The organism is Reyranella massiliensis 521 (genome assembly GCF_000312425.1).
GTDB lineage: Bacteria > Pseudomonadota > Alphaproteobacteria > Reyranellales > Reyranellaceae > Reyranella > Reyranella massiliensis.
On sequence record NZ_HE997181.1, the window covers coordinates 64,216 to 90,046 of the forward strand.

The window sequence follows — 25,831 nt, forward strand, 5'->3', positions numbered from 1 at the left end:
ACGCCGCCGATCGTCCGACTGAAGGACGTCCACCTCGACATGGCAAGCGATGCAGGCACGGTCAATATCCTGCGCGGCATTACTCTCGACATCGCTGCGGGCGAGATTGCGGCGGTTGTCGGGCCATCCGGTGCCGGCAAGTCGAGCCTGATGATGGTGGCGGGCGGCCTGGAGCGCGCTTCATCGGGCCTCGTCGAGGTCGTGGGCCGCGATCTCGGGGCGCTCGGCGACGACGACCGCGCGCGCCTGAGGCGCGACCATATCGGCATCGTCTTCCAAGGGTTCCACCTCATTCCCACGATGACGGCACTCGAGAACGTCGCGTTGCCGTTGGAATTTGCCGGCCGCAACGATGCTTTCGAGCTGGCAGAAGCGGCACTCAAACGAGTCGGGCTCGGCCATCGTATCGGTCACTATCCTGCGCAGCTCTCGGGCGGCGAGCAGCAGCGCGTCGCCGTGGCACGCGCCTTCGTCGGTCAACCGAAGCTGATGCTGGCCGACGAACCCACCGGCAATCTTGACGGTGCGACCGGCAAGCAGGTGATGGATCTGTTGTTCGAGCTGGCGCGTGCCCACGGCACGACCCTGATCCTGATCACCCACGATATGGGGCTCGCCGAGCGCTGCGATCGCATGCTGCGAATCGCCGACGGCCTGCTGGTGGCTGACGAGCGCATGCGCCCGGCCGCTCTGGCGGCACAGTGAGACGCCCGACATGAATCTCGCGCTGCGCCTCGCCCGTCGCGAGATGCGAAGCGGCCTTGGTGGCTTTCGCCTGTTCATCGCCTGTCTGGCGCTGGGTGTGGCGGCGATCGCCGCGATCCTGTCGTTCAGCCGCGCCGTCGAGGAAGGGCTGCGCGCCGACGCCCGCGAGATCATGGGCGGCGATGTCGCGATCTCGATCCTCTACCGTGAAGCGACGCCGGAGCAGATGGCTTTCATGCGCGAGCAGGGGCGGCTCGTGCGCTGGATCGACAGCCGTGCCATGGCGCGCCCGACCAAGGAAGATGGCCGGCCCGCGCTGGTTCAGCTCAAGGCAGTCGAGCCCGCCTATCCGCTCTATGGCGCGGTCGAACTTCAGGGCGGTGGCACCCTGGGAGATGCGCTTGCCAAGCGTAACGGCATCTGGGGCGCCGTGGTCGAGGAGTCGGCGCTGCGCCGCATGAACATGGCGCCGGGCGACATGCTGCGCGTCGGCGAAGTCGTGGTCGAGGTGCGCGGGATCATTGCCCGCGAACCTGATCGTGGCCTCAACGCCTTTGCGAGCCTCGGGCCGCGGCTGATGATTCCCTTCGACGCGGTGGTCGAGTCGGGACTGGTTCAGCCAGGCAGCCTGCTCAACTGGGAATACCGGCTCAGTCTGCCGCCGGGCCGGTCCGACCGCGCGACGATCGATGCGCTCAAGGCGCGCTTTCCCGACGCCGGCTGGCGCGTGCGAGGGCTCGACGAAGCCGGCGGCGGCATCCGCTTCTGGCTGGACCGGCTGACGCAGTTCATCGGCCTGATCGGCCTGGCCTCGCTGCTGGTGGGCGGTGTCGGTGTCGGCAATGCGATCTCGAGCTTTCTGGCAGGACGCCTGCGCACCATCGCTACCTTGAAGTGCCTGGGGGCGCCGGAGCGGCTGGTCTTCACGACTTACTTCCTGCAGCTCGCCGTGCTGGCCGCGTTCGGCGTCGCTGTCGGCCTTGTGGTCGGCGCGGCCTTGCCCTTTGTCGCGCAGTCGCTGATTGCCGACGTCCTGCCGGTGCGGGCGCGGGTCGCTCTCTATGCCGGTCCGCTGGCGACCGCCGCGGGATTTGGCCTGCTGGTCTCGCTGCTGTTCGCGCTGGTGCCGCTGATTCGCGCCCGCGGCGTGCCGGCGGCCACCTTGATGCGCGGCGCCGTGGTCGAGCAGGGCAGGCTCGCCTGGCGCGATGCGTTGCTGATCGGCGCCGTCGCCGTGGCGCTGGCGGCCTTCACCATCTTCACCGCCGACAGCCGGCGGATCGCGGCCTATTTCGTCCTGGGTGCGATCGGGGCCTTCATCGCCTTCCCGCTGCTGGCACGGCTGCTGATGATGGCCGCCGCCCGTGTCGGCAAGCCCAAGCTCGCCGCGCTGCGCTTGGCGCTCGCCAATCTGCATCGCCCGGGTGCACCGACGCCGATCGTCATGTTGTCGTTGGGCCTCGGCCTCACCGTGCTGGTGGCGACGGCGCTGATCGAGGGCAACCTGCGGGAACAGATCACGCGGCGCATCCCGAACGACGCGCCGGCTTTCTTCTTCGTGGATATCCAGTCGAGCCAGATCGCCGACTTCGAAAGGGCCATCTCGGAGGTCCCCGGCGCCGGCCCTCTGGAGAAGGTGCCGTCGCTGCGCGGCCGCATCGTCAAGATCGGCGGCAAGCCGGTGAGCGAGATTGCCGTGCCGTCCGATGCGCGCTGGGCGGTCGAAGGCGATCGCGGTGTGACCTATTCGGCGACGCCGCCCGAAGGCTCTCGCATCGTCGCCGGCGAATGGTGGCCGGCCGACTATCGCGGGCCGCAGCTCATCTCCTTCGACGAGAACCTGGCGCGGCAGTTCGGCCTCGGACTGGGCGACACGATCACGGTGAACGTGCTCGGCCGCGACATCGAAGCAAAGATCGCCTCGTTGCGGCGCATCGAATGGACGACGCTCGCCATCAATTTCGTGTTCGTCTACTCGCCGGGCACGCTCGACAAGGCGCCGCACACCTTCCTCGCCACGGTGAAGTCCACGCCGGAGGCAGAGGAGGCGATCTTCAAGGCGATAACGGACAAGTTCCCCAACGTCACCGTGGTGCGCATCCGCGACGCCATCGAGACCGCCGCGAGCGTGCTGGGCAACATCGGTCTGGCCAGCCGCGTCATCGGCTTCCTCAGCATCCTGGCCGGCGTGCTGGTGCTGGCGGGCGCCATGCTGGCGACCCAACGGCGGCGTGTGCACGAGGCGGTGGTCATGAAGGTGCTGGGCGCCACGCGCGGGCGCATCGCCGGCATCTTCGCCTGGGAGTTCGCCGCGCTTGGCCTCGCGACCGCCGCCGCGGCACTGGGCGTCGGCACCCTGGGTGCCTATCTCGTGGTCCGCCGGCTGATGAACCTGGAGTGGACCTTCCTGCCGACGGTGGCGATCGCCGTTGCGCTGGGCGCGATGGCGCTCACCCTGGCCTTCGGTCTGGCCGGCACCTTGGCGGCTTTGCGGCAGCGGCCGCTGGCCTTGTTGCGTAACGAGTGACGCAAAAAGTTCTCCGGGGTGGGCGAAATCGCAATCTCGCACGCTCGAATCCCTATTGATTCAGTCGAGCTGTAACCCCAAATTACCCGGCGAAGGGGCTCGGCAAAACGAGGCCCCCTTGGAGGCTGAATTCATATGGCAAACTTCGACACCTTCAACCGTGCCGGCACAGTTGCCGACCAGGCGTCGTTCGACGTCGGTCTACGCGCCCATATGGTGCGCGTATACAACTACATGGCGTCCGGCCTCGCGCTCTCGGGCATTGTTGCCTTTGCGTTGTTCAGCTCGCCGGCTCTGGCGGGCTTGTTCTTTCAGGTCCAGGCAGGCCGCGTCGTTGGTCTGAACATTCTGGGCTGGATCGCGATCTTCGCGCCGCTCGGCCTGCTGCTGCTGACGTCGTTCCGCGCGGCGCAGATGAGCACGGGTGCGGTACAGGCCGTCTACTGGGCAGTCACGGCACTGATGGGCGTCAGCCTGTCGCTGCTGCTGTTCCGCTACACCGGCGCGTCGGTCGCGCGCACCTTCTTCGTGACGGCCGCCGCCTTCGGCGCGCTGAGCCTCTATGGCTACACGACGAAGCGTGACCTCACCGCGTTCGGCAAGTTCCTGTTCATGGGCGTGATCGGCCTGATTCTGGCCGGCCTCGTCAACATGATCTGGCCGTCGGGCACGATGAGCTTCATCATCTCGGCCGCCGGCGTGCTGATCTTCTCGGGCCTGATTGCCTACGACACCCAGAAGATCAAGGAGCAGTATGCCGAGGCCTGGGGCACGGACGTACAGGAGAAGGTCGCCATCTTCGGTGCGCTGAGCCTGTATCTCGACTTCGTGAACCTGTTCCAGTTCCTCATGAGTTTCATGGGCCAGAACCGCGACTAGCCCTGGCCTAGAGAGACAGTTTAAGAAACGCCCGGGTCGAAAGACCCGGGCGTTTTGCTTTGCAGGAGACGCACCGATGGCGGGCAGACTGAAATCCTTCATGGACAGCGAAGCGGCATCCGCCGTGCCGCTCCTGGGGGCGGCGCTGGCGGCCCTGGTGCTGGCCAATTCGCCCCTCGACGGTGCCATCAAGTCGCTGGTGGGCGAGAAGCTCACCGTGTCCTATGGCGAGATCGGCCTCAGCAAGCCGCTGCTGCTGTGGATCAACGACGGCCTGATGGCCGTGTTCTTCCTGCTGGTCGGCCTGGAGATCAAACGCGAAGTGGTCGAGGGCGAGCTGTCGCGACCCTCGCAGGTCGCTCTGCCGATTGCCGGTGCGGTGGGCGGCATGGCCGTTCCCGCCCTTGTCTACGCCGCGATCAACTGGGGCGATCCGGTAGCCTTGCATGGCTGGGCGATCCCGGCGGCGACTGACATCGCGTTTTCGCTGGGGGTGCTGGCCGTCCTCGGCCGGCGCGTGCCGCTCGCTCTGAAGGTCTTCCTCACGACCCTCGCCATCGTCGACGATCTCGGCGCCATCGTCGTGATCGCCATCTTCTATACCGGCCAGCTCTCGGCCGAGGCACTGGCCGTTGCAGCTCTTTGCGTCGCCGTCCTCGCCGTCCTCAACGCCTCCGGCGTGCGACGTATCGGTCCCTATGCCGTCGTGGGGGCGGTCCTCTGGGTGTCGGTGCTGAAGTCGGGCGTCCACGCTACCCTGGCCGGTGTCGTGCTGGCGATGTTCATTCCGCTGCGCGTGTCCGGCGTCGCCGACGACAAGCGGCCCGCCATCCATCTCGAACATGCGCTGAAACCCTGGTCGGCGTGGCTGATCATGCCGGCCTTTGCCTTTGCCAATGCGGGGCTTTCGCTGGCCGACCTGTCGCTTGGCAGCCTGTTCGAGCCGGTGCCGCTCGGCATCATGGCCGGCCTGTTTGTCGGCAAGCAGATCGGTATTGTCCTGGGCGCGGCCCTATTGATCCTCTCCGGGGTGGCGGCCATGCCGGCCGGCGGCTCGTGGCGTACTCTCTATGGTGTCTCCATCCTGGGCGGCATCGGCTTCACCATGAGCCTGTTCATCGGCACGCTCGCCTTCCACGATCCCCGTTATGAAGCCGCAGTTCGGCTGGGCGTGCTGGCGGGGTCCTTGCTTTCGGCCGTGGTCGGCTACCTCGTGTTGCGGCTGGGCAGTCGCAACTAGCACGTCAGGTCTGCGCGGCAGGGCAGATTGCGCCCTGCGCCTGCCGCCTTATACTTTCCCCATGCGGCGCACCTCCTACGAGCAGATGAACTGTTCGATCGCTTCGGCGCTCGATGTCGTGGGCGAGCCGTGGACGCTGCTGATCGTGCGAGACGCTTTCTACGGCGTGCGGCGGTTCGACGACTTTCAAGAGAATCTCGGCATCGCACGCAACGTGTTGACGGCGCGGCTGAAGAAACTCGTCGAGGCAGGCGTGTTCCGGAAGACGGCCTATCGCCAGCGCCCGTTGCGCCATGAGTATCGTCTGACCGACAAAGGCGCGGCGCTCTTCACGGTGATCGTCGGCCTGAAGCAGTGGGGCGACCGCTACGGGGCGGCGGCACGCGGCGGCAGGCCGATGGACCTCGTCGATCGTGGCGACGGCCGTCCGTTGGATCCGGTGTTGATTGACTCCGACACCGGCCGGCGGATCGAGCTCACCAACGTGCGAGCCGTTGCCGGACCGGGGGCCGACCAGAACACGCGCTCCTTCTTCGAGCGCCTTGCGGTCAACAAGACGCCACGCTGAGTTCAGTCTTTCTTTGCGGGATCGTCGAGGCGCTTGCCGTCGAGTGTGCGCGTCGTTCGGCTTGCGGTGTCCCGGTCGGACGCTTTTTCCGCCTTGGTTCGCCCGAAGCGGCGACGGTTGGCATCGGCTTGCGCCTCGCGTTCCCGTCGGGCCCGTTCCTTGCGTGCGCGTTGCAGGTTGACGATCTCGGTCATGTGAGAAGCTCCGATTTCTCTATGCCGTGTGTTGGGGCGATGCGCTAGTGTTCGCCCCGAGTCGGATTACAGGAGAATCCATGCCTTCGAGCCTGAGCAAGAAACTCCTGATCGGTGGCGGCAGCGTAGTCGGTCTGGTGGTCGTGGCGTCGGTTGCGGCGCCGCTTCTTGTCGATGTCAATTCGTACAAGCCGATGATCGTGTCGGAGGTGAAGGCCATGACCGGCCGCGATCTCGTGATCGACGGTCCGATCTCGCTGTCGATCCTGCCGACGCCGACGGTCTCGGTCACCGGCGTGAAGTTCTCCAACGTGCCGGGTGCCAAGAATCCCAGCATGGTCGAGATGAAGTCGGTTACCGTGAAGCCGTCGCTGTTCGGTCTGCTTGCCGGCAATATCGAGGTGAGCGAGGTGACGCTGATCGAGCCCAAGATCGTGCTCGAAATCAACGCCGAGGGTAAGCCGAACTGGGAGTTCGCGCCGTCGGTCGCCGAAGCGAAGCCTGTTGCTCCCAAGCCGGTCTCGCCCAAGCCGCTGTCGCTCGGCCGGCTCACGATTGAAAACGGCACGTTGATCTTCAGCGATTCCAAGGCGGGCATTTCCGTAGTCGCCGACAAGGCGAACTTCTCCGCATCGGTCGGTTCGCTCGACGGCCCCTATACTCTGGCCGGCGGCGCCGACATCAACGGCTCGCCTCTCAAGCTCGATCTTGCTGTCGGCCCCAAGGGCAGCAGCGGACACAATGCGGAGGTCACTCTGCAGGCGGGAGGGGGCAAGCTCTCGTTCCGGGGAACGCTGAGCGAACTCGGACCGACGGCGCAGATTGCCGGTATTGCTTCCGTGGCGACCGATTCCCTCACGGGCTTCGTCGGCACGCTGGTCAAGCTTGCCGGACAGCCCGAGCCGGCATTGCCGCCGTTGCTCGCGGGCAGGTTCGTTTTCGACGGCGCCGTCGAGGCGTCGCAAACTGCCTTTGCCGCCAAGGACTTCAAGATGACGCTGGGCCAGGACAGCGGTTCGGGTTCGTTCGCGGTAGCTCTGAAGCCAACGCTGGCCGTCGACGGCAAAATCGCCATCCCCAAGCTCGATCTCGACAAGTGGATGGCAGCCGTTGCGCGTCCTGCGGCACCGCCAGCCACGCCGCCTGCCAACCCGCCGCCAGCCGCCAACCGGCCGGCCGCTGCTCCCGCCCTGTCCGGCGGCAGCATGCTGGGCAACGTTACGGCCAAGCTTGCCCTCGATATCGGCGAGATCGTCTACAATAAGAAGACTATCCGTAACGCGGTGGTCGAACTCGATGCACGCGGCGGTGCCGTCGCCGTACCGAAGCTTTCCGCCACCCTGCCGGGCGACATGGTCCTGCAGGCCAGGTCGACCATGACGGGCGATGCGGCGAAGCCGAATGTCACCGGCGAGTTCAGCCTCGTCGGGCCGAAGCTGCGCGAGACGTTGAGCTGGCTCGAAGTCGACATGGCGTCGGTGCCTGCCTCCAAGCTGCAGAAGCTCAGCCTCAAGGGGCGCATGGCGTCCTCGGGCGGCAACGTGCAGGTGAGCGACGCGGTCTTCGAACTCGACGATCTCAAGGGCAATGGCGGTGTCGTGGTGACATTCGGCGTGCCGCTGTCGATCGTGACCAGCCTCAACATCGACACGCTCGATCTCGACTCCTTCCTGGTGCCGGCGGCGGCACAGAAGCCCGCAGCATCGGCGCCGGCTGCGTCGGCGCCTGCACCATCGGCACGGCAGCCCGCCGCCGGCCCCTCGATCGGGCTCAAGGCCAAGGTGGCCAAGCTCGTCTACAACAAGGAGACGATCCAGGGCGTCGATGTCGACGTGGCGTTGCAAGGAAGCACGCTGCGGCTGAACGACGTCAAGGTCGGCAATATCGGCGGCGGCAGGTTCGCCGTACGCGGCACGGTGGCGAACTATTCGGCGCCGCAGCCGCGGCCCGACATCGCGTTCAATTTCGAAGCCCCCGACATGGGCCGCGTGCTCAAGGTCGTGGGCGCTTCCGGTCCGTCGGACCTCGGTGCGGTCAGTGCGAGTGGCGGGATCGCCGGCACGATCGAACAACTCACGCTGCGCGAACTCACTGTCAATGCCGCGGGCCAGAACGTGAAGGCGAGCGGCACGCTGGCGCTGCCGGGGGCAGCGAAGGGCGCGCCGCAATCAGCCGCCTACAAGGGCTCCGTCGTGCTGAACGGTCAGGCGATTGAAGGGACGATCGATGCCAGGCTGACCGGCAAGCCGGTCATCACCGCCGACCTGCGCGCCAATGCGCTCGATCTCGACAAGCTCGGGGGCGGCGGTGGCGGTGGAACGGCCGCACGTGCCCCGGCGCGCGGCCAGCGGGCCGCGGCTGCCAAGCCGATCGATACAGCGCCGCTGCGTTCGGTCGATGGCTCGTTGAAGCTGTCGGCCGGCACGCTGACCAGCGGGTCGCTGCGCATCGGCAATGCCGATCTCGCAGCGACGCTGAAGGACGGCGTTCTGACGGTGCAGCACTTCAAGGGTGGACTCTATGGCGGTTCGCTGGCTTTGGCCGGCACCGTCAATGGCAGCCAGCCAGCGCTTGCCCTGGATTTCAAGGGCGACGCCAACAACCTGATCATCGGCGAGATGCTGCGCAGCACCTCGGGCAGCAATCAGTTCGGTGGCGCCGTCAAGGTGACGATCGACGGCAAGCTCAATGCCAACGGCATCTCGATGCGTGCCGGCGGCACCACGGCAGACCAGATCAGGGCTTCGATGGCAGGCGGCACGCAGCTCAGCGGCCATGTCTTCGTCGGCGCCGACAAGACCCTGCAGATTCTGGGCACTGCGGCCACGGGCGCGGCCAGCGGCGTCATCGATCAGACGCTGGGCAACTTGCTGGGCGCGGTGGGCCAGAAAGGCGGCGTGGGCGTCGGCAATCTTCTCAATGCCATCTCCCTGGTGTTGAACCGATTCGTGAACCACGACAGCCCGATCGCCGGTCAGCTTTCCATTGCCGGCGGCGTCGTCACCGACAAGGGGCTGACGGTGCAGGGCAATCGCGCGACGGCGCGGATCTCGACCCGGACGAACCTCGGCAACTCGACGACCGACACCACGATCAACTTCATCATCGCCGAAGATCCATCGGCGCCGTACCTGATCACCACCGCGCGCGGCTCGACCTCGTCGCCGTCGCTCAACGTGGTGCGCGGCACCGCCAAGGATCCGCCGGGCATGGCCAGCACCTTGCCGGGCGCGCCGAACGTCCTTCCGGGCGGCCAGCAGCAACAGCAGCAACAGCAGCCGTCGCGTTCGCCGATCCCGAACATTCCCCTTCCCAACATTTTCGGCCGCTGAGGAGTTGAAGTGCTCGATCGTCTCAAGACCGTGCTCAAGGCACGGTTCGGTACAGCGCCCGCACTCGACGAAGCCCCCAAGGGAGTCGATGTGCTGGCAGAGATGGCCAATCGCCGCGTCGTGCGGCGCTACTCCGACAAGCCGATTGATCCGGCCCTGCTGGAGACGCTTTGCGCCGTGGCCCTGTCGGCGCCCTCCAAGAGCGATCTGCAGCAGGCCGACATCGTGGTCGTCACCGACAAGGCGCAGCGCGAGAAGCTCCAGGCGCTGATCCCGGAAAATCCCTGGGCCGCCGCCGGTCCGGCCCTCCTGGTGTTCTGCGGCAACAACCGTCGCCATCGGCTGATGTTCGAATGGCGGGGCCGGCCCTTCGTGAACGACTATCTCGATCCGTTCTTCAATGCGGCGGTCGATGCCGGCATCGTGCTGGCGACCTTCATCGCGGCCGCCGACCGGGTCGGCCTCGGCACCTGCCCGATCAGCCAGATCCGCAACCAGGCTGCCAAGGTTTCGGAGGTGCTGGGCCTGCCGCAGCATGTGTTTCCCGTGGCCGGGCTGGGGATTGGCTGGCCGTCCTTCGAGGGGGTGATGAGCCCGCGCCTTGGCCTCGACGTGTCGATTCATCGCGACCGCTACGACGAGACCGGCCTTCGCGAAAAGGTCGCGGCCTACGACCAAAGGCGTAACGAGACCCAGCCCTACAAGAGCCAGCGCTTCGTCGACAAGTTCGGCGAGGACCCGGCCTATGGCTGGTCGGAGGACAAGGCTCGGCAATATTCGGTACAGGAGCGCGCCGATTTCGGCGCATTCGTGCGCGCCAAGGGCTTCAAGCTCGACTGATATTAGCCTCGCTGCTTCTTCAACTCTTCGAGCACGTAGAGGCGGAGCGCGCTCGACAGGTTTCCGGCCTCGGGCGTTCCGCGGGCGTGGTCGATTTCGGCCACCAGCGCATTGAGGGAGAGGCCGCGGGCACGGGCGATCGCGGAAAGTTCAGCCCAGAAGGCATCTTCCAGGGAGATGCTGGTCCGGTGGCCGTCGATAGTGACCGAGCGTTTATGCATGTCCGGACTGTGACAGCGGCAAGTCGCCCCCTCAACCCGCCTTGCCGCCGTCACAGAGCGTGCGTATAAGCGCCGCCAACCAACCCCTCCGGACAAACATTTTATGGAAATCCGTAACGTCGCGATCATCGCGCACGTCGACCATGGCAAGACCACACTGGTCGACTGCCTGCTGAAGCAAAGCGGCACCTTCCGCGAGAACCAGCAGGTCGCCGAGCGTGTCATGGACTCCAACGATCTCGAGCGCGAGCGCGGGATCACCATCCTCGCCAAGGCGACCTCGGTCGAGTGGCGTGGGACGCGCATCAACATCGTCGACACGCCCGGCCACGCCGACTTCGGCGGTGAAGTCGAGCGCATCCTGTCGATGGTCGATGGCGTGGTCCTGCTGGTCGACGCGGCCGAAGGGCCGCTGCCGCAGACCAAGTTCGTGCTGGGCAAGGCGCTGCGCCTCGGCCTGAAGCCGATCGTCCTCATCAACAAGGTCGACCGCTCCGACGCCCGCGCCCACGAGGTGCATGACGAGGTGTTCGACCTGTTCTCGGCACTCGAAGCCAGCGATGAGCAGCTCGACTTCCCGACGCTCTTCGCCTCGGCCCGCCAGGGCTGGGCCGCGACCTCGCTGGAGGCCGAGCATACGGACATGACGCCGTTGTTCGAGCTCCTGGTGAATCACGTGCCGGCGCCGAAGGTCGATCCCGATCCCGCGTTCCGCATGCTGGTGACGACACTCGAGGCCGACAACTTCCTCGGCCGCATCCTGACGGGCCGCATCCTGTCGGGCTCGATCAAGCCCAACACGATGGTCAAGGCGCTCGGCCGCGACGGTAAGGAACTCGAGCAGACCCGCATCTCGCGCATCCTGGCGTTCCGCGGCCTCGAGCGCGTGGCGCTCGAGTCGGCCGAGGCCGGGGACATCATCGCCGTTGCCGGCATGAAGGTCGCCACCGTGGCCGACACGCTCGGCGATCTGACGATCGCCGAGCCGATCACCTCTCAGCCGATCGATCCGCCGACACTGGCGATGACCTTCTCGGTCAACGACTCGCCGCTCGCCGGCACCGAAGGCGACAAGGTCACGACCCGCATGATTCGCGCGCGTTTGATGCGCGAAGCCGAGGGCAATGTCGCGATCCGCGTCAGCGACACCGAGAACGCCGACTCCTACGAAGTCGCCGGTCGCGGCGAATTGCAGCTCGGCGTGCTGATCGAGACGATGCGCCGTGAAGGCTTCGAGCTCGCCGTCGGCCGTCCGCGCGTGCTGTTCCAGACCGACCCGGTCACGGGCCAGCGCCAGGAACCGATCGAGGAAGTCGTGATCGACGTCGACGACGCCTATACCGGCGTCGTCGTCGAGCAGATCTCGCTGCGCAAGGGCGAGCTGCAGGACATGCGCCCCTCGGGCGCCGGCAAGACCCGCCTCGTGTTCTACGCCCCGTCGCGCGGCCTGATCGGTTATCACGGCGAGTTCCTGACCGACACGCGCGGCACCGGCGTGATGAACCGCCTGTTCCACGAGTACGGCCCCTATCGCGGCCCGATCGCCGGCCGCCGCAACGGTGCGCTGATCGCCAACGCCGCGGGCAACGCGGTGATGTACGCGATGTGGAACCTCGAGGATCGCGGCCCGATGTTCATCGAGCCGGGCGTGCCCGTTTACATGGGCATGGTGATCGGCGAGCACAGCCGCGGCAACGACCTCGAAGTGAACGTCCTGAAGGGCAAGCAGCTCACCAACATCCGCGCTGCGGGCAAGGACGAGGCGGTTCGCCTCACGCCGCCGCGCAAGATGTCGCTCGAGCAGGCAATCGCCTATATTGAAGAGGACGAACTCGTCGAGATCACCCCGAAATCGATCCGGCTGCGCAAGCGCTTCCTCAACGCCGAGGATCGCAAGCGCGCCAAGAAGCAGGCTGCCGCGGCGGCCGAGTAAGACAACTAGAGGAACAAGAGCGGAAGATGAGCGGTAGGAACGTTGATTTCGGCGACCGTCTGGCAACAGCGGCCGCGGCCAAGCAGGCCTTGCTCGAGAAGGCGCGGGCGAAAGCCAACGATCCGGAACTCGCCAAGAAACAGGCCGAACGTGCCGCGATCGCCGCGGCTCGCGAGGCTCGCGAGGCCGAACGCCGCGCCGCAAAGAAGGCCGAAGAAGACCGGATCGCCGCTGAGCGCGAGGCGGCTCGACTTGCTGCCGAGGCCGCTGCTGCGGCGGCTGAAGAGGCCGCACGACTGGAGCGGGAAGCCCGGCGTGCTGCGAAGCCTGTGCTGACCGAAGCCGAACAGAAGGCGGCCCGCGACGCCCGCTACGCTGCGCGCAAGGCCCGCAAGAACAAGAAGAGGTAAGTGGCTCCGCTGCGGAACGCCTAGAGCGTTCCGCCCGTAAGCGAGGCGCGCTGGCTGATCTCGATGTGATTGCCGTCGGGATCGCAGACGAAGGCATAGCGGACCGTATCGCCCAGCAGGCGGGGCTCGCCGCCCGAGGCGCCGCCGCGCGCCAGGATGCCGTCGTATTCGGCGAGGCAATCCCAGACCTGGACCGTCAGATAGCGGTAGCCGGGGCCTCGCCACTGGCCGACGCTCGGCTCCACCTTGCCGCGCTCGGCGACGACGATCAGCGAGTCGCCGCAGCGATAGCGGCCATCGCCCACGCGCTCGAACTGCATGGCTTCCGTCCAGAAGCGGTCGTGTTGCGCGGGGTCGTTCACCTTGAGCAGGATCGCGATGCCCTGCACGCCCTCGAAACCCTTGGGCACCAGCGTGACCTGGTTGCCGTCAGGATCGGCAAGCTTCTGCGGAGCGGTCAAACCTTCGCGCGCGATCTCGAGGCCGACAATGCCCGAGGGCGGCACGTCGGGGAGGGGCCCCCGCGCATGGTTCATCTTCAGGATGGAACCGTTCATGTGGTGGCGATGCTGCTGCATGCCGCCGCCCAGCTTGCCCATATGGTCGTAGGGCAGGCCGACGGTCTGCTGCCAGAAGGCGAGCTGACCGTCGCGATTGTTGGAGAAGAGGCCGATATCCAGGTGCTGCTTGGCGAGGTTCATGCGCCAAGCATAACGCCTAAATCTTCAGTTCGCTGAAGAAGTCGTTGCCTTTGTCGTCGGTGACGATGAAGGCCGGGAAGTTCTCGACCTGGATGCGCCAGATCGCTTCCATGCCGAGCTCGGGATACTCCAGCACCTCGACCTTCTTGATGCAGTTCTTGGCAAGGATGGCGGCCGGACCGCCGATCGAGCCGAGATAGAAGCCCTTGTGCTTCTTGCAGGCGTCGACGACCTGCTTGCTGCGGTTGCCCTTGGCCAGCATCACCATCGAGCCGCCATTGGCCTGCATCAGGTCGACGTAGGAATCCATGCGGCCGGCCGTGGTCGGGCCGAACGATCCGGACGCCATGCCGTCGGGCGTCTTGGCAGGGCCCGCGTAGTAGACGGGGAACTGCTTGAAGTAGTCGGGCAGGCCTTCGCCGCGGTCGAGTCGCTCCTTGAGCTTCGCGTGCGCCGAGTCACGCGCGACGATCAGCGTGCCGGTCAGGTTGACGCGCGTCTTCACCGGATGCTTCGTCAGCACCGAGAGCGTGTGCGCCATGCCCTTGTTCAGGTCGACCGACACGACGTTGCCGGAGAGCTGCTGCGGCTCGACCTCGGGCAGGAAGTGCGCCGGATTGGTTTCGAGCTGTTCGAGGAAGATCCCGTCCTTGGTGATCTTGCCCAGCGCCTGGCGGTCGGCCGAGCAGGAGACGCCGATGCCGATCGGAACCGAGGCGCCGTGGCGGGCGATGCGGATCACTCGTACGTCGTGGCAGAAATACTTGCCGCCGAACTGCGCGCCGATGCCCATCTGGCGCGTCAGTTCCAGGACCTTCTGCTCCATCTCGCGGTCGCGGATGGCGACGCCCTTGTTGTTGCCCTCGCTCGGCAGGTCGTCGAGGTAGCGCGTCGAGGCGAGCTTCACCGTCTTGAGGTTCATCTCGGCCGAAGTGCCGCCGACCACGATGGCAAGGTGATAGGGCGGGCAGGCCGCGGTGCCGAGCGTGCGGATCTGCGTATCGAGGAACTTGAGCAGCGAGGCTTCGTTCAACACCGCCGGCGTCTGCTGGTGCAGGTAGCTCTTGTTCGCAGAGCCGCCGCCCTTGGCGATGAACAGGAACTTGTAGGCATCGCCATCGGTCGCATAGATGTCGATCTGCGCCGGCAGGTTGGTGCCGGTCTGCACTTCCTTGAACATCGAGATCGGCGAGACCTGGCTGTAACGCAGGTTGGTCTCGGTATAGGTCTTGTAGACGCCCCTGGAGATCGCCTCCTCGTCGCCGCCGCCGGTCCACACCGCCTGGCCCTTCTTGCCCATGACGATGGCGGTGCCGGTGTCCTGGCACATTGGCAGGACGCCGCCGGCCGAAATGTTGGCGTTCTTCAGAAGCTCCAGAGCCACGTACTTGTCGTTGGGGGACGCCTCGGCATCGTCGAGGATGTTGCGGAGCTGCTGAAGATGTCCTGGGCGCAGCAGGTGGGAGATGTCGTGGAAGGCGGCCGCCGTCAGCGTGGTCAGAGCCTCGGGATCGACCGTCAGGACGTCGCGGCCGTTGAATTTCGCGGTACCGACGAAGTCGGAGGTGAGCTTTCGGTAGGAGGTCGTATCCGCGTGGCTGGGAAACATCTCCTGGAACTGAAATTCGGGCATGGCTCTCTCCTGGCGACCCTGTCGGGGCGCGCATTCCCTGCCGCAGCCGGGCCGCGGCGTCTACCTACTTCTTTCGGAAGCTGTCGAGCTTGACGACCTTGGAGGCCGCATCCTCGGGCTTGGCGTCGGCCTCGGTGGCGCCGGTTTCCGGCTGCGCTTCCTGGTCGGCCAGGGGGGCAGCCTGCGGACGCTTCTCCGGTGTCGGCAGTGCCGTAGGGGCGGCCGCGGTGTCCTCCGGCTTGTCGCCCGCCGCCTTGTCGCGGCGGTCGAACTGCAGACCGAAGCGCACCGAGGGGTCGACAAAGGCCGACAACGCAGTGAACGGCACCTTTATGCGTTCCTGCTGCTTGTTGAAGCTCACCGTCACTTCAAACGAAGTGTCGCCGATGATCAGGTCCCAGTACTGATGCTGGAGCACGATCGTCATTTCTTCGGGGTACTTGGCGCGCAAATACTCCGGCAGCTCGACACCGGGATCGGTGCTGCGGAAGCTGATGTAGAAGTGATGTGAGCCGGGCAGACCCTTCTCCGCCACTTGCGTCAGCACACTGCGCACAACGCTGCGCAGCGCATCGTCGACGAGAGCGTCGTAGTGAAAGCGATCGTTCATGGCCTGTCGGAAAATTTCAGAAAAAGCATCGGCCCGCGTCGCGGGAGAGTCAACGATGCCAATAGCGGGCAAATGAGGAGAAGGAAAGTGGGGGGCTTCTGTTGCCCGGTGCCCCCCGGACCGCGCTTACGTCCGCTGTTTAGGCGGCAGCAGCGAGTGTAACGGTGTTATCGTTAGCACTTGTGAATGGCCCGTCACGGCGGAACCATACCGGGCAAAAACCGCGCCTTTACCACGCTCGTCGATCCTGGTTCGCCCCCATCGACTCCGCCCGAAGGCAGAGGGTAATGGTGGAGGCGCCGGGTACTGCCCCCGGGTCCGAAACGCTTATGCCACGCGGCGTTTATCGCCATAGTCGGTTTCCCGACAGTTCCTATATAGGCGCTTCCGAGGCGTTTTTGAAGGCAAGGCGGAGCCCTCCGCTTTTCCCCATGGTGGCCCCGACCGGCGGCCCATAGAGTCCGCCGCCAACGTAGGAAAACGAACAATGCCCCTCTCCACCGACCAACAGGCTGAGATCGACCAGGCCCGGGCCGGCGCGCAGCCCACCCTGCGCCCGATCGCCCCGGCGCTGGAAGAAATTCTCTATCAGGCGCTGCCGGTGCTCGATCACGGCTTCGTTCGCGTCGTCGATTACATGGGAGACGATGCGGCCGTCGTGCAGGCGGCGCGTGTGAGCTATGGTCGCGGCACCAAGAAGGTCAGCGAGGATCGCGGGCTGATCAACTATCTCATGCGGCATCGTCACACGACGCCGTTCGAGATGTGCGAAATCAAATATCACGTGAAGCTGCCGATCTTCGTGGCGCGCCAGTGGATCCGCCATCGCACCGCCAACGTGAACGAATACTCGGCGCGCTACTCGATCCTCGACAACGAATTCTACATTCCGAAGCCCGAGCATCTCGCGGCGCAAAGCCAGCAGAACCGCCAGGGTCGCGACGCCGTGCTGGCCGGCAAGGAGGCGGAGCGCGTCTTCGCCCTGCTGAAGAAGGACGCCGAGCTCGTCTACGAGCACTATATGGAGATGCTGAACGAGGGCGATACCGGCGAGCCGCTCGACCCGGAACGTTCCGGTCTGGCGCGCGAGCTGGCGCGCATGAACCTGTCGCTCGGCTTCTACACCCAGTGGTACTGGAAGACGAACCTGCACAATCTCATGCATTTCCTGTCGCTGCGCGCCGATGCTCATGCGCAGTATGAGATCCGCGTCTACGCCGAGGTGATGCTCGACACGCTCAAGCGCTGGTGTCCGATCAGCCACGACGCGTTCGTCGAATACCGGATGGGCGGCACGCATCTGTCGAAGACCGGCCTCGCGATCGTCAAGCGCCTGCTGGCGGGCGAGGCGGTCGACCAGAAGTCGAGCGGCATGAGCGCGCGCGAATGGCGCGAGCTGATGGCTGCACTCGGCCGGTCCTGACGGCAGGCGGACGATGGAAACGCCGATCCGCGATCCTGGCCGGCTGCGCCTGTTGCGTGAGCGCGTGCGCGATGGCGAAGCGATCGAGGGCATGAACGAGGCGGCCTTCGGGCCCGACCGCCAGCACAAGACGGTCTATCGCCTGCGTGAGGACGTGAAGCCAATCAAGGAACTCTGCTTCGTCGCCATCGACCAGAAGGGCCGCATGGTGGCGTCGATCCGCAACTGGCCGATCCTGATCAACGAGCGCTGGCCGGCGGTGCTGCTGGGCCCGCTCGCCATTGCGCCCGAACTGCGCGGGCTGGGCTACGGCAAGGCGTTGATGTGGCACTCGATGGCGCAGTCGCGCATGCTGGGCCACAGCCGCATCATCCTGGTCGGCGACCCCGAATACTATAATCAGTTCGGCTTTCGCCGCGATCTGGCACTCAACATCCAGCTTCCCGGCTGGGTCGAGGAGCGCCGGTTCCTGGCCCTCGAACTCGTCGCCGGCGCCATGATCGGCGTCCACGGCATGATCGGAAAATGGCAGCCCGGCTGGCGCCCCGGCCGCAAGCGCAAGAAGTAGCTACTGCACCACGATCCGCGGCGCGGCGCGGGGGCCACGCTGGTTGGCCGAGAGCTGCTTCCAGACCCGGCCCGCGATGTTCTTGTAGACCTGCGCGTGCGCGCTCTCGGGCTTCGAAACGACAATGGGGTGTCCGCTGTCGGAGGTCGTGCGGATATCGAGATGCAGCGGGATCTCGCCCAGGAAGGGCACGCCGAGCTTGTCGGCTTCTTCGTGGGCGCCGCCATGGCCGAAAATCTCGGCGCGCTCGCCGCACTTGGGGCAGAGGAAGTAGCTCATGTTCTCGACGATGCCGAGGACGGGCACGGCGACCTTGCGGAACATGTTGAGACCCTTGCGCGCATCGACTAGGGCAATGTCCTGCGGCGTCGAGACGATGACGGCGCCGGCCAGCGCCACGCGCTGCGCCAGGGTGAGCTGGGCATCGCCGGTCCCGGGCGGCATGTCGACCACCAGGACGTCGAGATCGCCCCACTGAACGTCGCGCAGCATCTGCTCCAGCGCGCTCGACACCATGGGGCCGCGCCAGATCATCGGCGTGTCCTCGGCCACGATGTAGCCGATCGACATCGTCTTGATCCCGTAACGCTCGATCGGTTTCAGTTGCTTGCCGTCGATCGACTCGGGCTTCTCCTTGACGTCGAGCATGCGCGGCATGGAGGGGCCGTAGATGTCGGCGTCGAGAAGGCCGGTCGATATGCCGTTGGCGGCCAGTCCGAGGGCCAGATTGACCGCTGTCGTCGACTTGCCGACACCGCCCTTGCCCGAGGCGACGGCAATGATGTGCTTCACGCCCGGCACCTCGATGCGGCCGCCGCCGCCCGTGGTCTTGCCGCCGGGAGCGTGGCTGTGTCCGTGCCGGCCGCCCGGTGCGGGAGGGGGCGGCTGTGCAGGCCGTTCGGACGTCATGACGGCCGTCGCTGACAACACGCCCGGCATGGCGCGTACTGCCTGTTCGCAGGCCTGACGCAAAGGCTCCAGTGCGGGACCGCGTGACGGGTCGACGTCGAGGGTGATTGCGACGTGCCCGCCGCGTGTGGCAATGCCGCCCACCATGCCGAGAGCCGCGACGCTGCGTCCTGTCGCGGGATCGATGATGGTCTCAAGAACCTTGCGGACGGCTGATTCGCTTATTTCCGCCATGATCCGATGCTTCCGCTGACCGGCAATTTCGTGTCGCCGCTTGATTGAAGGAGTGCCTGCCGTCACATATATGCAGCGCGGCGTGAAATCAAAAGCGACAATGCGCCAAGGCGAGGCAGTGAGAGCGGCTCTGAGGTGAAAATGGCGTGGAATAACAACGGCGGCGGCGGCCCCTGGGGCGGCGGCGGTGGTAGCGGCGGCAGCGGCGGCGGCGGCCCTTGGGGCGGCGGTGGCGGCGGCGGCGGGAACCGTGGCGGCGGTGGCGGCGGCCCGTTCGGTTCGCGGCGCCCCCCGGACATGGAAGACGTCATTCGCAAGGGCCAGGAGCGCCTCAAGAATCTCATCCCCGGCGGCTTCGGCTCCTACAAGGGCATCGCGCTCGTCGTGTTGGGTGCGCTGGTGGTCTGGCTCGTCACCGGCTTCTTCCGCGTGCAGCCCAACCAGCAGGCGATTCAGCTCGTGTTCGGCAAGCCTTATGGCAAGCCGGTCGAGCCCGGCCTGCACTACAACCTGCCCAGCCCGATCGGTAACGTCGTCGTGGTCAACGTGCAGGATCAGCGCCGCGTCGTGATCGGTTCGCGCGGCAATCAGGTCAGCACGCCCTACAATCGTGGCCCGCGCCCGACCTCGACGGAAAACCTGATGCTGACCGGCGACGAGAACATCGTCGACATCGAGTTCGCGGTGCTGTGGCAGATCAAGGACGTGTTCAAGTACGCCTTCGACGTGCGCAATCCCGAAGAGAACGTGCGCGCCGGCGCCGAAGCCGCGATGCGCGAGGTGATCGGCAAGTCGAACCTGCAATATGCCCAGACAGAGGGCCGCAGCCGTATCGAGCAGGACACCAAGGATTTGCTGCAGGGCATTCTCGACGAGTACGGGCTGGGCGTGCGCATCTCGCAGATCCAGCTTCTGCGCGTCGACCCGCCGCAGGAAGTGATCGCGGCATTCCGCGACGTCCAGGCGGCACGTGCCGACAAGGAAAGGTTGATCAACGAAGGCAACACCTATCGCAATCAGCAGCTTCCGCGCGCCAAGGGTGAAGCGGAGTCGATCGTGCAGCGCTCCGAGGCCTACAAGGCGGAGATCGTAGCGCGCGCCAGCGGTGACGCTCAGCGTTTCGACCAGGTCTACGAGCAGTGGGCCAAGGCCAAGGACATCACGACCGAGCGCCTCTACCTCGACACGATGGAAGAGGTGCTGCGCAATGTGAACAAGGTGCTGGTCGACAAGAACACCTCCGGCACAGGCGGTGTGCTGCCGTACCTGCCGTTGTCCGAGCTTAGGTCCGGCCAGCAGCCCGCGACTGGCGCGGCGCAACCACCCAGACAGCCACAGCCGCTGCCGGGAGCAACGCGATGAGCAACCGTTCGATCATTGCGCTGATTGCGCTCGCGGTCCTGGGCTTCCTGGTGACCCAGACCTTCTACACCGTCGACCCGACCAAGCAGGTTCTGGTGCGCCAGTTTGGCGCCATCGTGGGTGATCCCAAGACTGAGCCCGGTCTCTACGCCAAGATTCCGCTGGTGCAGGACATCCAGCGGATCGACCGCCGGCTGCTCGACTACGAAGCCGAGGAGTTCGAGGTCATCGCCGGCGATCAGAAGCGCCTCGTGGTCGATGCTTACGCCCGCTACAAGATCGTGGCGGCCAAGCTCTATGCCCAGACCGTCCCCGGTGGGGAACCGGCCCTGCGCGGGCTGCTCGACTCGCTGATCAACTCGGAAATCCGCGGCGTTCTTTCCTCAGTGCCCCTGCATGCAGTCCTGACGGACCAGCGCGCCAACCTGATGGACGAGATCACGAAGCGCGTGAACAGCAAGACCAAGGAGCTGGGCGTCCAGACCGTGGACGTGCGCATCAAGCGCGCTGACCTGCCGCAGGCCAACTCGCAGTCGGTCTATAACCGCATGAAGACGGACCGCGAGCGCGAGGCCGGCCAGCTGCGCGCCGAGGGTGACGAGGAGAATGCCCGCATCAAGGCAACGGCCGACCGCGAGGTCGCCGTCATCAAGGCGGATGCCGGCCTCAAGGGCCAGATCCTGAAAGGTGAAGCCGATGCCGAGGCGACCCGGATCTACGCCCAGGCCTTCAGCAAGGACAAGGATTTCTATGCCTTCTACCGGCGCATGGAAGCCTACAAGCAGGCGTTCAGCTCGGGTGGCTCGACCATGCTGCTGAGCCCGGACAGCGACTTCTTCCGCTACTTCAACGATCCGTCTGGACCGGGGCCGAACAGCAAGAAGTAGTATCACCTGAAACCGTACGGAGCCGGCGGCTGTGGCAGTCCTGCCACGCCGCCGGTTCTTTTTTGGTCAAAGCCGTAAAAGGCCGAAATAATCGGCAACATGACGGCCTCTTTATTTGCGCCACAATCTGCCCACATGTAGACAGTCACTCTAACGCGCGGCGCCGGCCGTTACCGACCGTAGGGCCCTGAGCGCCGTTGGAGGTCGGACGTGATTCTGGCTGATTCTCATCGCTTTTTTCGGGGCGCCGCTCTTGCGGCTGTTGCAGCATTCGGCCTCGTGGTGACAGAGCCCGCCCTGGCTCGACAACCCAATCAGGTTAATGAGAGCTTCGCCGAGCTGGTCGACAAGCTGATGCCGACTGTCGTCAACATCACGACCACTCAGAACGTGCCTCAGCAGGGGCCGCGCCTGCGCGACATGCCGCAGCTGCCGCCGGGCTCGCCGTTCGAGGAGCTGTTCAAGGAATTCTTCGACCGCCGGGGCGGCGGCGAGGAGCAGAAGCGCCGCGGCACGTCGCTGGGCTCCGGTTTCGTGATCGACGGTGAAGGCTACATCATCACCAACAATCACGTCATTCAGGGCGCCGAAGACATCACCGTCATCTTCAAGGACGACACCCAGCTCAAGGCCAAGCTGATCGGTTCCGACAGCCGCATCGACGTGGCCCTGCTCAAGGTCGAACCGCCGAACAAGAAGCTGCTGCCGGCGGCGAAGTGGGGCGATTCCGACAAGGAGCGCGTGGGCGACTGGGTGATCGCCATCGGCAATCCGTTCGGCCTCGGCCATTCGGTGACCGCGGGCATCATCTCGGCGCGCGGCCGTTCGCTGAACGATTCGCTGGACGACTACCTGCAGACCGACGCCGCCATCAACAAGGGCAATTCGGGCGGTCCGCTGTTCAACCAGGACGGCGAGGTCATCGGCGTCAACACGGCCATCTACTCGCCGTCGGGCACCAATGCGGGCCTCGCCTTCTCGATCCCGTCCAACCTCGTGAAGCAGGTCGCCGACCAGCTGCGCGAGTTCGGCCGGGTGAAGCGCGGCTGGATCGGCGTCAGCTACCAGAGCGTCACCGACGATATCGCCGACTCCTTCGGCCTCGACCGCGCGCGCGGCGTACTGGTGGCCAATGTCACTGTCGACAGCCCGGCTGCCAAGGCCGGCCTCAAGCGCAACGACATCATCCTCTCCTTCGGGGGGCAGGACGTGCTCGACCTGCGCCGCTTCCCCCGGGTGGTCGCCAACTCCCGCGTCGGCAGCACGGTCGACGTCGTGGTGTGGCGTGGTGGCAAGGAAGTGCCGCTGAAGCTGCGCGTCGGCGAGCAAGAAGAGGCGGACAAGCAGAACGCCTCGGCCCAGGGCACCCAAAAGAAGCCCGCCGAACCCGACCAGCAGATCACCTCGACGATCGAGCAGCTCGGCCTGACCCTGCAGAAGGTCACCGACCAGCTGCGCGAGCGCTATGGTCTGAGCGACCAGATCAAGGGTGTGGTCATCACCAAGGTTGCGGCCAACAGCCCGGCCGCCGAGAAGCAGCTTCAGGCGGGCGACGTTATCCTTGAAGTCGACCAGAAGCCGGTGACGACCCCGCAGGAGGTCACCGATCTGGTGACGAAGCTGCAGCAGCAGAAGAAGCGTTCGGTGTTGCTGTTCGTCGAACGCCAGGGCGATCCGCGCTTCGCCGCGCTGCGCCTGACGAAGTAGCGCCGCGGCCACTACGAAAGAAAAAGGGCCCTGCTCGCAAGAGCTGGGCCCTTTTCCATGGAGCGCCCCTTAAGACGCTAGACCTTCACCACGAGTTTGCCGAAATTCTCACCCTTGAGCAGGCCCATGAAGGCCTGCGGGGCGGCGGTCAGGCCGTCGACCACGGTCTCCCGGCTCTTGAGCTTGCCCGCCTTCACCAGCCCGCCGACCTCGTTCACGAAGTCGCCCATCAGGGCTGCGTGGTCGGAGACGATGAAGCCCTGCAGGTTGAGTCGGCGTTGCACGATGGTGAACATCTTGGGCGGCCCGGCCATCGGCTCCTTGTCCTGGTATTCCGAGATCGCGCCACAGAAAGCGACGCGGCCGAAATTGTTCAGCCGCTCGAACACGGCGTGGAAGATCTTGCCGCCGACATTCTCGAAATCGGCATCGATGCCCTGCGGGCAGAGCTTGTCCAGCACGGCGCCATAGTCGCGCTCCGTCTTGTGGTTGAAGCAGGCGTCGTAGCCCGCCTCGCGCACCGCCCACTGGCACTTCTGCTCGTCTCCGGCGCAGCCCACGACCTTCGCGCCGGCGAGCTTGGCGAGCTGGCCCGCCACCTGGCCCACCGCGCCGGTGGCGGCCGAGACGAACACGGTCTCTCCGGCCTTGGGCTTGCAGATGTGCTTCATGCCGTACCAGGCGGTGAAGCTCGGCATGCCCAGCACGCCAAGGTGGGCCGAGAGGGGGATGCCCGACGCGTCGATCTTGCGCAGGCCCTTGCCGTCGTGGAGCGTGTGGGTCGCCCAGTCCAGCATGCCCATCACGATGTCGCCCTTGGCGAAGCGCGGGTTCCTGGACTCCACCACCTCGCCGACCGAGCCGCCGGTCAGCGGCTTGTCGAGCTCGAAGGGCGGCGTGTAGGAGCGCAGCTCGGTCATGCGCGGCCGCATGTAGGGATCGAGCGAGAGGAAGCGCGAACGGATCAGGATCTGACCGTCGGCAAGCGCTGCCAGGGTCGCCGTTTCGTTGCGGAAGCAATCTGCGGTGACGTCGCCTACCGGGCGCTTGGCGAGGACGATGCGTTGGATCTGGGTCATGGGTCTTTCCTCTCTTCGAAGTCGGTGCGGCGATAGCCCTGCAGGTAGAGCAGGGCGGTGAGATCGCCATGGTCGATACGCGCCCGAACCTGTGCCGCGACGGTCGGCTTGGCGTGGTAGGCGACGCCGAGGCCTGCGGCCTGCAGCATCGGCAGATCGTTGGCGCCGTCGCCGACGGTGACGGCGTCGGCTGCCGCGACGCCGCGTTCGCCGGCGAGTCGCTGAAGGGCGGCGAGCTTCGCCTCCTTGCCGAGGATCGGCGGTTCGACCGTTCCCAGGAGCGCCTTGCCGTCATGCTTCAGGACGTTGGCGGCGTCGAAATCGAAGCCCAATGACCGGCGCACCATCGCGGTGAAATAGGTGAACCCGCCGGAGACCAGCGCGCAATAGGCGCCGTGCTTCTTCATGGTAGCGACCAGCGTGGCGCCGCCGGGCATATAGCGCATGCGTGTCGCGGCCTCGTCGAGCTTTCCTACGGACAGACCCTTCAGCAGGTCCACGCGCTCGCTCAAGGCGCCGGCGAAATCGATCTCGCCATTCATGGCGCGGGCCGTGATGCCGGCGATCTTCTCGCGCAGGCCCAGGAAGTCGGCCAGTTCGTCCAGCATTTCGTTGTGAATCATGGTCGATTCCATGTCGGCCACGAGCAGCTTCTTGCGCCGGCCGGCGGCAGGCAGCGCAACGGCATCGACACCGGCCAGCTTGACCGGACCTGCCGGCCCGTCGAACGGTAGATCGCAGGCGATGCCGGGTGCCAGCCAGTCGGGCGTGCCGACCCTGGCGCCGGCGGTGTGCAGCATTTCTGTCGCAGCTTCGAGAACGGCGGCAGTGAGTGCCGGCCGGGCGGGATCGGAGATCAGGACGAGGACGTTTTTCACGCTCCGGCTCTAGCGGTGGGGTCGTGGATTTGCAATCTGTGCGCCGGTCTCATGAGTTCAAAGGCACAGGATCGCGTCATCGTCGTCACCGGCCCGACCGCCAGCGGCAAGTCGGCGCTGGCGCTGGCGCTTGCCGAACGGCGCAACGGCGTCGTGATCAATGCCGACGCCATGCAGACCTATGATGCCTTTCCCATCCTGACGGCGCAGCCCAGCACCGAAGAGCGGGCGAGGGCGCCGCATGTCCTGTATGGCCTCCTGCCGCTCAGCGAGACGCTCTCCGCTGCGCGTTGGCGCACCTTGGCCGCGGCGGAGATCGAACGCGCCCGCGCTGAGGGCCGCCTGCCCATCCTGTGTGGCGGATCGGGCCTCTATCTTCGGACCCTGATGCAGGGCATTGCGCCCATTCCCGACGCGCCCGCCGAATTGCGCCAGCAGGCCAACGAGGACTGGCAGGCGATGGGGGCCGACGCCTTCCGCGCCCGGCTGGGCGAAAAAGACCCGGTCATCGTGGCCCGCCTCAAGCCAGGTGATCGCCAGCGCCATGTGCGGGCCTGGGAAGTGTGGCTGGCGACCGGCCGACCTCTCAGCACTTGGCAGGCGGTCGAGGCCAAGCCGGCACCATGGCGGTTTGCGAGCCTTCTCCTGGCGCCGGAACGCGGCTGGTTGCGCGACCGGATCGAGCGGCGGTTCGACGCGATGCTGGCCGAAGGCGTTCTTGCGGAAGCGCGCGCGGTATTTGACGGCAATCCCGATCCGCACTGGCCTGGCCTCAAGGCGCACGGCGCCCCAGAGCTGTTTCGCCACTTCCGGGGCGAGTTGTCGCTGGCGGAAGCTCGGCGCATCGCAATCGATCACACTCGCCAATATGCCAAACGCCAGATGACGTGGTTCCGGCATCAGCTGGCACCAGATTTGGTGCTGTCTCCCGAGGCAGACCTTGGTTTGACCACTGCCGAGAAATTTTTGGACAATTCTGGGGTCTGAAACT

Annotated in this window: 23 protein-coding genes and 1 other RNA gene; 15 read left to right on the top strand and 9 right to left on the bottom strand. The window is 65.8% G+C overall.

The window, feature by feature from the left end:
• The first annotated feature begins 39 nt into the window (after positions 1-39).
• The 5 genes from BN60_RS00390 to BN60_RS00410 all read left to right on the top strand — a co-directional run bounded on the left by BN60_RS00390 (position 40) and on the right by BN60_RS00410 (position 5,919).
• Entirely contained in the window at positions 40-705 is a 666-nt protein-coding gene (locus tag BN60_RS00390) for an ABC transporter ATP-binding protein (RefSeq protein ID WP_051150208.1), read from the top strand.
• Positions 706-715: 10 nt separating this feature from the next.
• The gene (locus BN60_RS00395) at positions 716-3,232 is read left to right on the top strand and encodes an ABC transporter permease (protein WP_020693981.1); all 2,517 of its coding nucleotides are present in this window, start codon (positions 716-718) and stop codon (positions 3,230-3,232) included.
• 135 nt (positions 3,233-3,367) lie between these two features.
• Positions 3,368-4,111 (top strand): Bax inhibitor-1/YccA family protein, encoded by a 744-nt coding sequence (locus BN60_RS00400; RefSeq protein ID WP_020693982.1) that lies wholly within the window; start codon positions 3,368-3,370, stop codon positions 4,109-4,111.
• Positions 4,112-4,187: 76 nt separating this feature from the next.
• Positions 4,188-5,351 carry a Na+/H+ antiporter NhaA gene (gene nhaA / locus BN60_RS00405; RefSeq protein WP_020693983.1) on the top strand — a complete coding sequence of 388 codons (1,164 nt, stop codon included), beginning with the start codon at positions 4,188-4,190 and terminating at the stop codon, positions 5,349-5,351.
• A 61-nt stretch (positions 5,352-5,412) separates the two neighbouring features.
• Complete coding sequence (locus BN60_RS00410; RefSeq protein WP_020693984.1) at positions 5,413-5,919, top strand: winged helix-turn-helix transcriptional regulator; 507 nt, start codon at positions 5,413-5,415, stop codon at positions 5,917-5,919.
• 2 nt (positions 5,920-5,921) lie between these two features.
• Here BN60_RS00410 and BN60_RS00415 read toward each other — a convergent pair whose 3' ends face one another.
• Positions 5,922-6,113 carry a DUF4169 family protein gene (locus tag BN60_RS00415; protein WP_020693985.1) on the bottom strand — a complete coding sequence of 64 codons (192 nt, stop codon included), beginning with the start codon at positions 6,111-6,113 and terminating at the stop codon, positions 5,922-5,924.
• Positions 6,114-6,193: 80 nt separating this feature from the next.
• On the opposite strand from BN60_RS00415, the gene BN60_RS00420 reads away from it, so the two are divergent.
• Together BN60_RS00420 and BN60_RS00425 are read left to right on the top strand one after the other, a co-directional pair.
• The gene (locus BN60_RS00420) at positions 6,194-9,445 is read left to right on the top strand and encodes an AsmA family protein (protein ID WP_020693986.1); all 3,252 of its coding nucleotides are present in this window, start codon (positions 6,194-6,196) and stop codon (positions 9,443-9,445) included.
• Between the two features lie 9 nt (positions 9,446-9,454).
• Positions 9,455-10,285: a nitroreductase family protein gene (locus tag BN60_RS00425; protein WP_020693987.1), complete on the top strand. Its 831-nt coding sequence runs from the start codon at positions 9,455-9,457 to the stop codon at positions 10,283-10,285.
• 2 nt (positions 10,286-10,287) lie between these two features.
• Here BN60_RS00425 and BN60_RS00430 read toward each other — a convergent pair whose 3' ends face one another.
• Entirely contained in the window at positions 10,288-10,506 is a 219-nt protein-coding gene (locus BN60_RS00430; RefSeq protein ID WP_020693988.1) for a ribbon-helix-helix domain-containing protein, read from the bottom strand.
• A gap of 103 nt (positions 10,507-10,609) precedes the next feature.
• On the opposite strand from BN60_RS00430, the gene typA reads away from it, so the two are divergent.
• Positions 10,610-12,439 carry a translational GTPase TypA gene (gene typA / locus BN60_RS00435; RefSeq protein ID WP_020693989.1) on the top strand — a complete coding sequence of 610 codons (1,830 nt, stop codon included), beginning with the start codon at positions 10,610-10,612 and terminating at the stop codon, positions 12,437-12,439.
• A gap of 26 nt (positions 12,440-12,465) precedes the next feature.
• Positions 12,466-12,849, top strand: a complete 384-nt coding sequence (locus tag BN60_RS00440; RefSeq protein ID WP_020693990.1) for a DUF6481 family protein — start codon at positions 12,466-12,468, stop codon at positions 12,847-12,849.
• Between the two features lie 20 nt (positions 12,850-12,869).
• Here BN60_RS00440 and BN60_RS00445 read toward each other — a convergent pair whose 3' ends face one another.
• From BN60_RS00445 to ssrA, 4 genes are all read right to left on the bottom strand, one after another.
• On the bottom strand, positions 12,870-13,550 hold the full coding sequence (locus BN60_RS00445) for a VOC family protein (RefSeq protein ID WP_020693991.1): 681 nt from the start codon (positions 13,548-13,550) through the stop codon (positions 12,870-12,872).
• 16 nt (positions 13,551-13,566) lie between these two features.
• Complete coding sequence (locus tag BN60_RS00450) at positions 13,567-15,183, bottom strand: fumarate hydratase (RefSeq protein ID WP_020693992.1); 1,617 nt, start codon at positions 15,181-15,183, stop codon at positions 13,567-13,569.
• Between the two features lie 64 nt (positions 15,184-15,247).
• Positions 15,248-15,793 carry an SspB family protein gene (locus BN60_RS00455; RefSeq protein WP_020693993.1) on the bottom strand — a complete coding sequence of 182 codons (546 nt, stop codon included), beginning with the start codon at positions 15,791-15,793 and terminating at the stop codon, positions 15,248-15,250.
• Between the two features lie 86 nt (positions 15,794-15,879).
• Positions 15,880-16,200: a transfer-messenger RNA gene (ssrA, locus tag BN60_RS29360) on the bottom strand.
• A gap of 80 nt (positions 16,201-16,280) precedes the next feature.
• Between ssrA and thyX the strand changes: the two genes are divergently transcribed.
• Both thyX and BN60_RS00465 read left to right on the top strand, forming a co-directional pair.
• On the top strand, positions 16,281-17,216 hold the full coding sequence (gene thyX, locus BN60_RS00460; protein ID WP_020693994.1) for an FAD-dependent thymidylate synthase: 936 nt from the start codon (positions 16,281-16,283) through the stop codon (positions 17,214-17,216).
• Positions 17,217-17,229: 13 nt separating this feature from the next.
• Entirely contained in the window at positions 17,230-17,784 is a 555-nt protein-coding gene (locus BN60_RS00465) for a GNAT family N-acetyltransferase (protein WP_020693995.1), read from the top strand.
• Here the strand turns inward: BN60_RS00465 and apbC are convergent, their stop codons facing one another.
• Positions 17,785-18,927: an iron-sulfur cluster carrier protein ApbC gene (apbC, locus tag BN60_RS00470; protein ID WP_020693996.1), complete on the bottom strand. Its 1,143-nt coding sequence runs from the start codon at positions 18,925-18,927 to the stop codon at positions 17,785-17,787.
• 141 nt (positions 18,928-19,068) lie between these two features.
• Between apbC and hflK the strand changes: the two genes are divergently transcribed.
• From hflK to BN60_RS00485, 3 genes are all read left to right on the top strand, one after another.
• The gene (gene hflK, locus BN60_RS00475) at positions 19,069-20,289 is read left to right on the top strand and encodes an FtsH protease activity modulator HflK (RefSeq protein WP_020693997.1); all 1,221 of its coding nucleotides are present in this window, start codon (positions 19,069-19,071) and stop codon (positions 20,287-20,289) included.
• Positions 20,286-21,176, top strand: coding sequence for a protease modulator HflC (gene hflC, locus BN60_RS00480; protein WP_020693998.1), 891 nt, complete (start codon positions 20,286-20,288; stop codon positions 21,174-21,176). The genes hflK and hflC overlap by 4 nt, the downstream gene beginning before the upstream one ends.
• Positions 21,177-21,386: 210 nt before the next feature.
• Positions 21,387-22,883 carry a DegQ family serine endoprotease gene (locus tag BN60_RS00485; protein ID WP_020693999.1) on the top strand — a complete coding sequence of 499 codons (1,497 nt, stop codon included), beginning with the start codon at positions 21,387-21,389 and terminating at the stop codon, positions 22,881-22,883.
• Positions 22,884-22,960: 77 nt separating this feature from the next.
• On the opposite strand, the gene BN60_RS00490 is transcribed toward BN60_RS00485, so the two are convergent.
• Positions 22,961-23,962 carry an NADP-dependent oxidoreductase gene (locus BN60_RS00490; RefSeq protein ID WP_020694000.1) on the bottom strand — a complete coding sequence of 334 codons (1,002 nt, stop codon included), beginning with the start codon at positions 23,960-23,962 and terminating at the stop codon, positions 22,961-22,963.
• A complete protein-coding gene (gene serB / locus BN60_RS00495; RefSeq protein WP_020694001.1) occupies positions 23,959-24,840 on the bottom strand; it encodes a phosphoserine phosphatase SerB in 882 nt (293 codons plus the stop codon). Before serB ends, BN60_RS00490 begins: the two co-directional genes overlap by 4 nt.
• Positions 24,841-24,891: 51 nt before the next feature.
• On the opposite strand from serB, the gene miaA reads away from it, so the two are divergent.
• On the top strand, positions 24,892-25,827 hold the full coding sequence (gene miaA / locus BN60_RS00500; protein WP_020694002.1) for a tRNA (adenosine(37)-N6)-dimethylallyltransferase MiaA: 936 nt from the start codon (positions 24,892-24,894) through the stop codon (positions 25,825-25,827).
• The last annotated feature ends 4 nt before the right edge of the window (positions 25,828-25,831 follow it).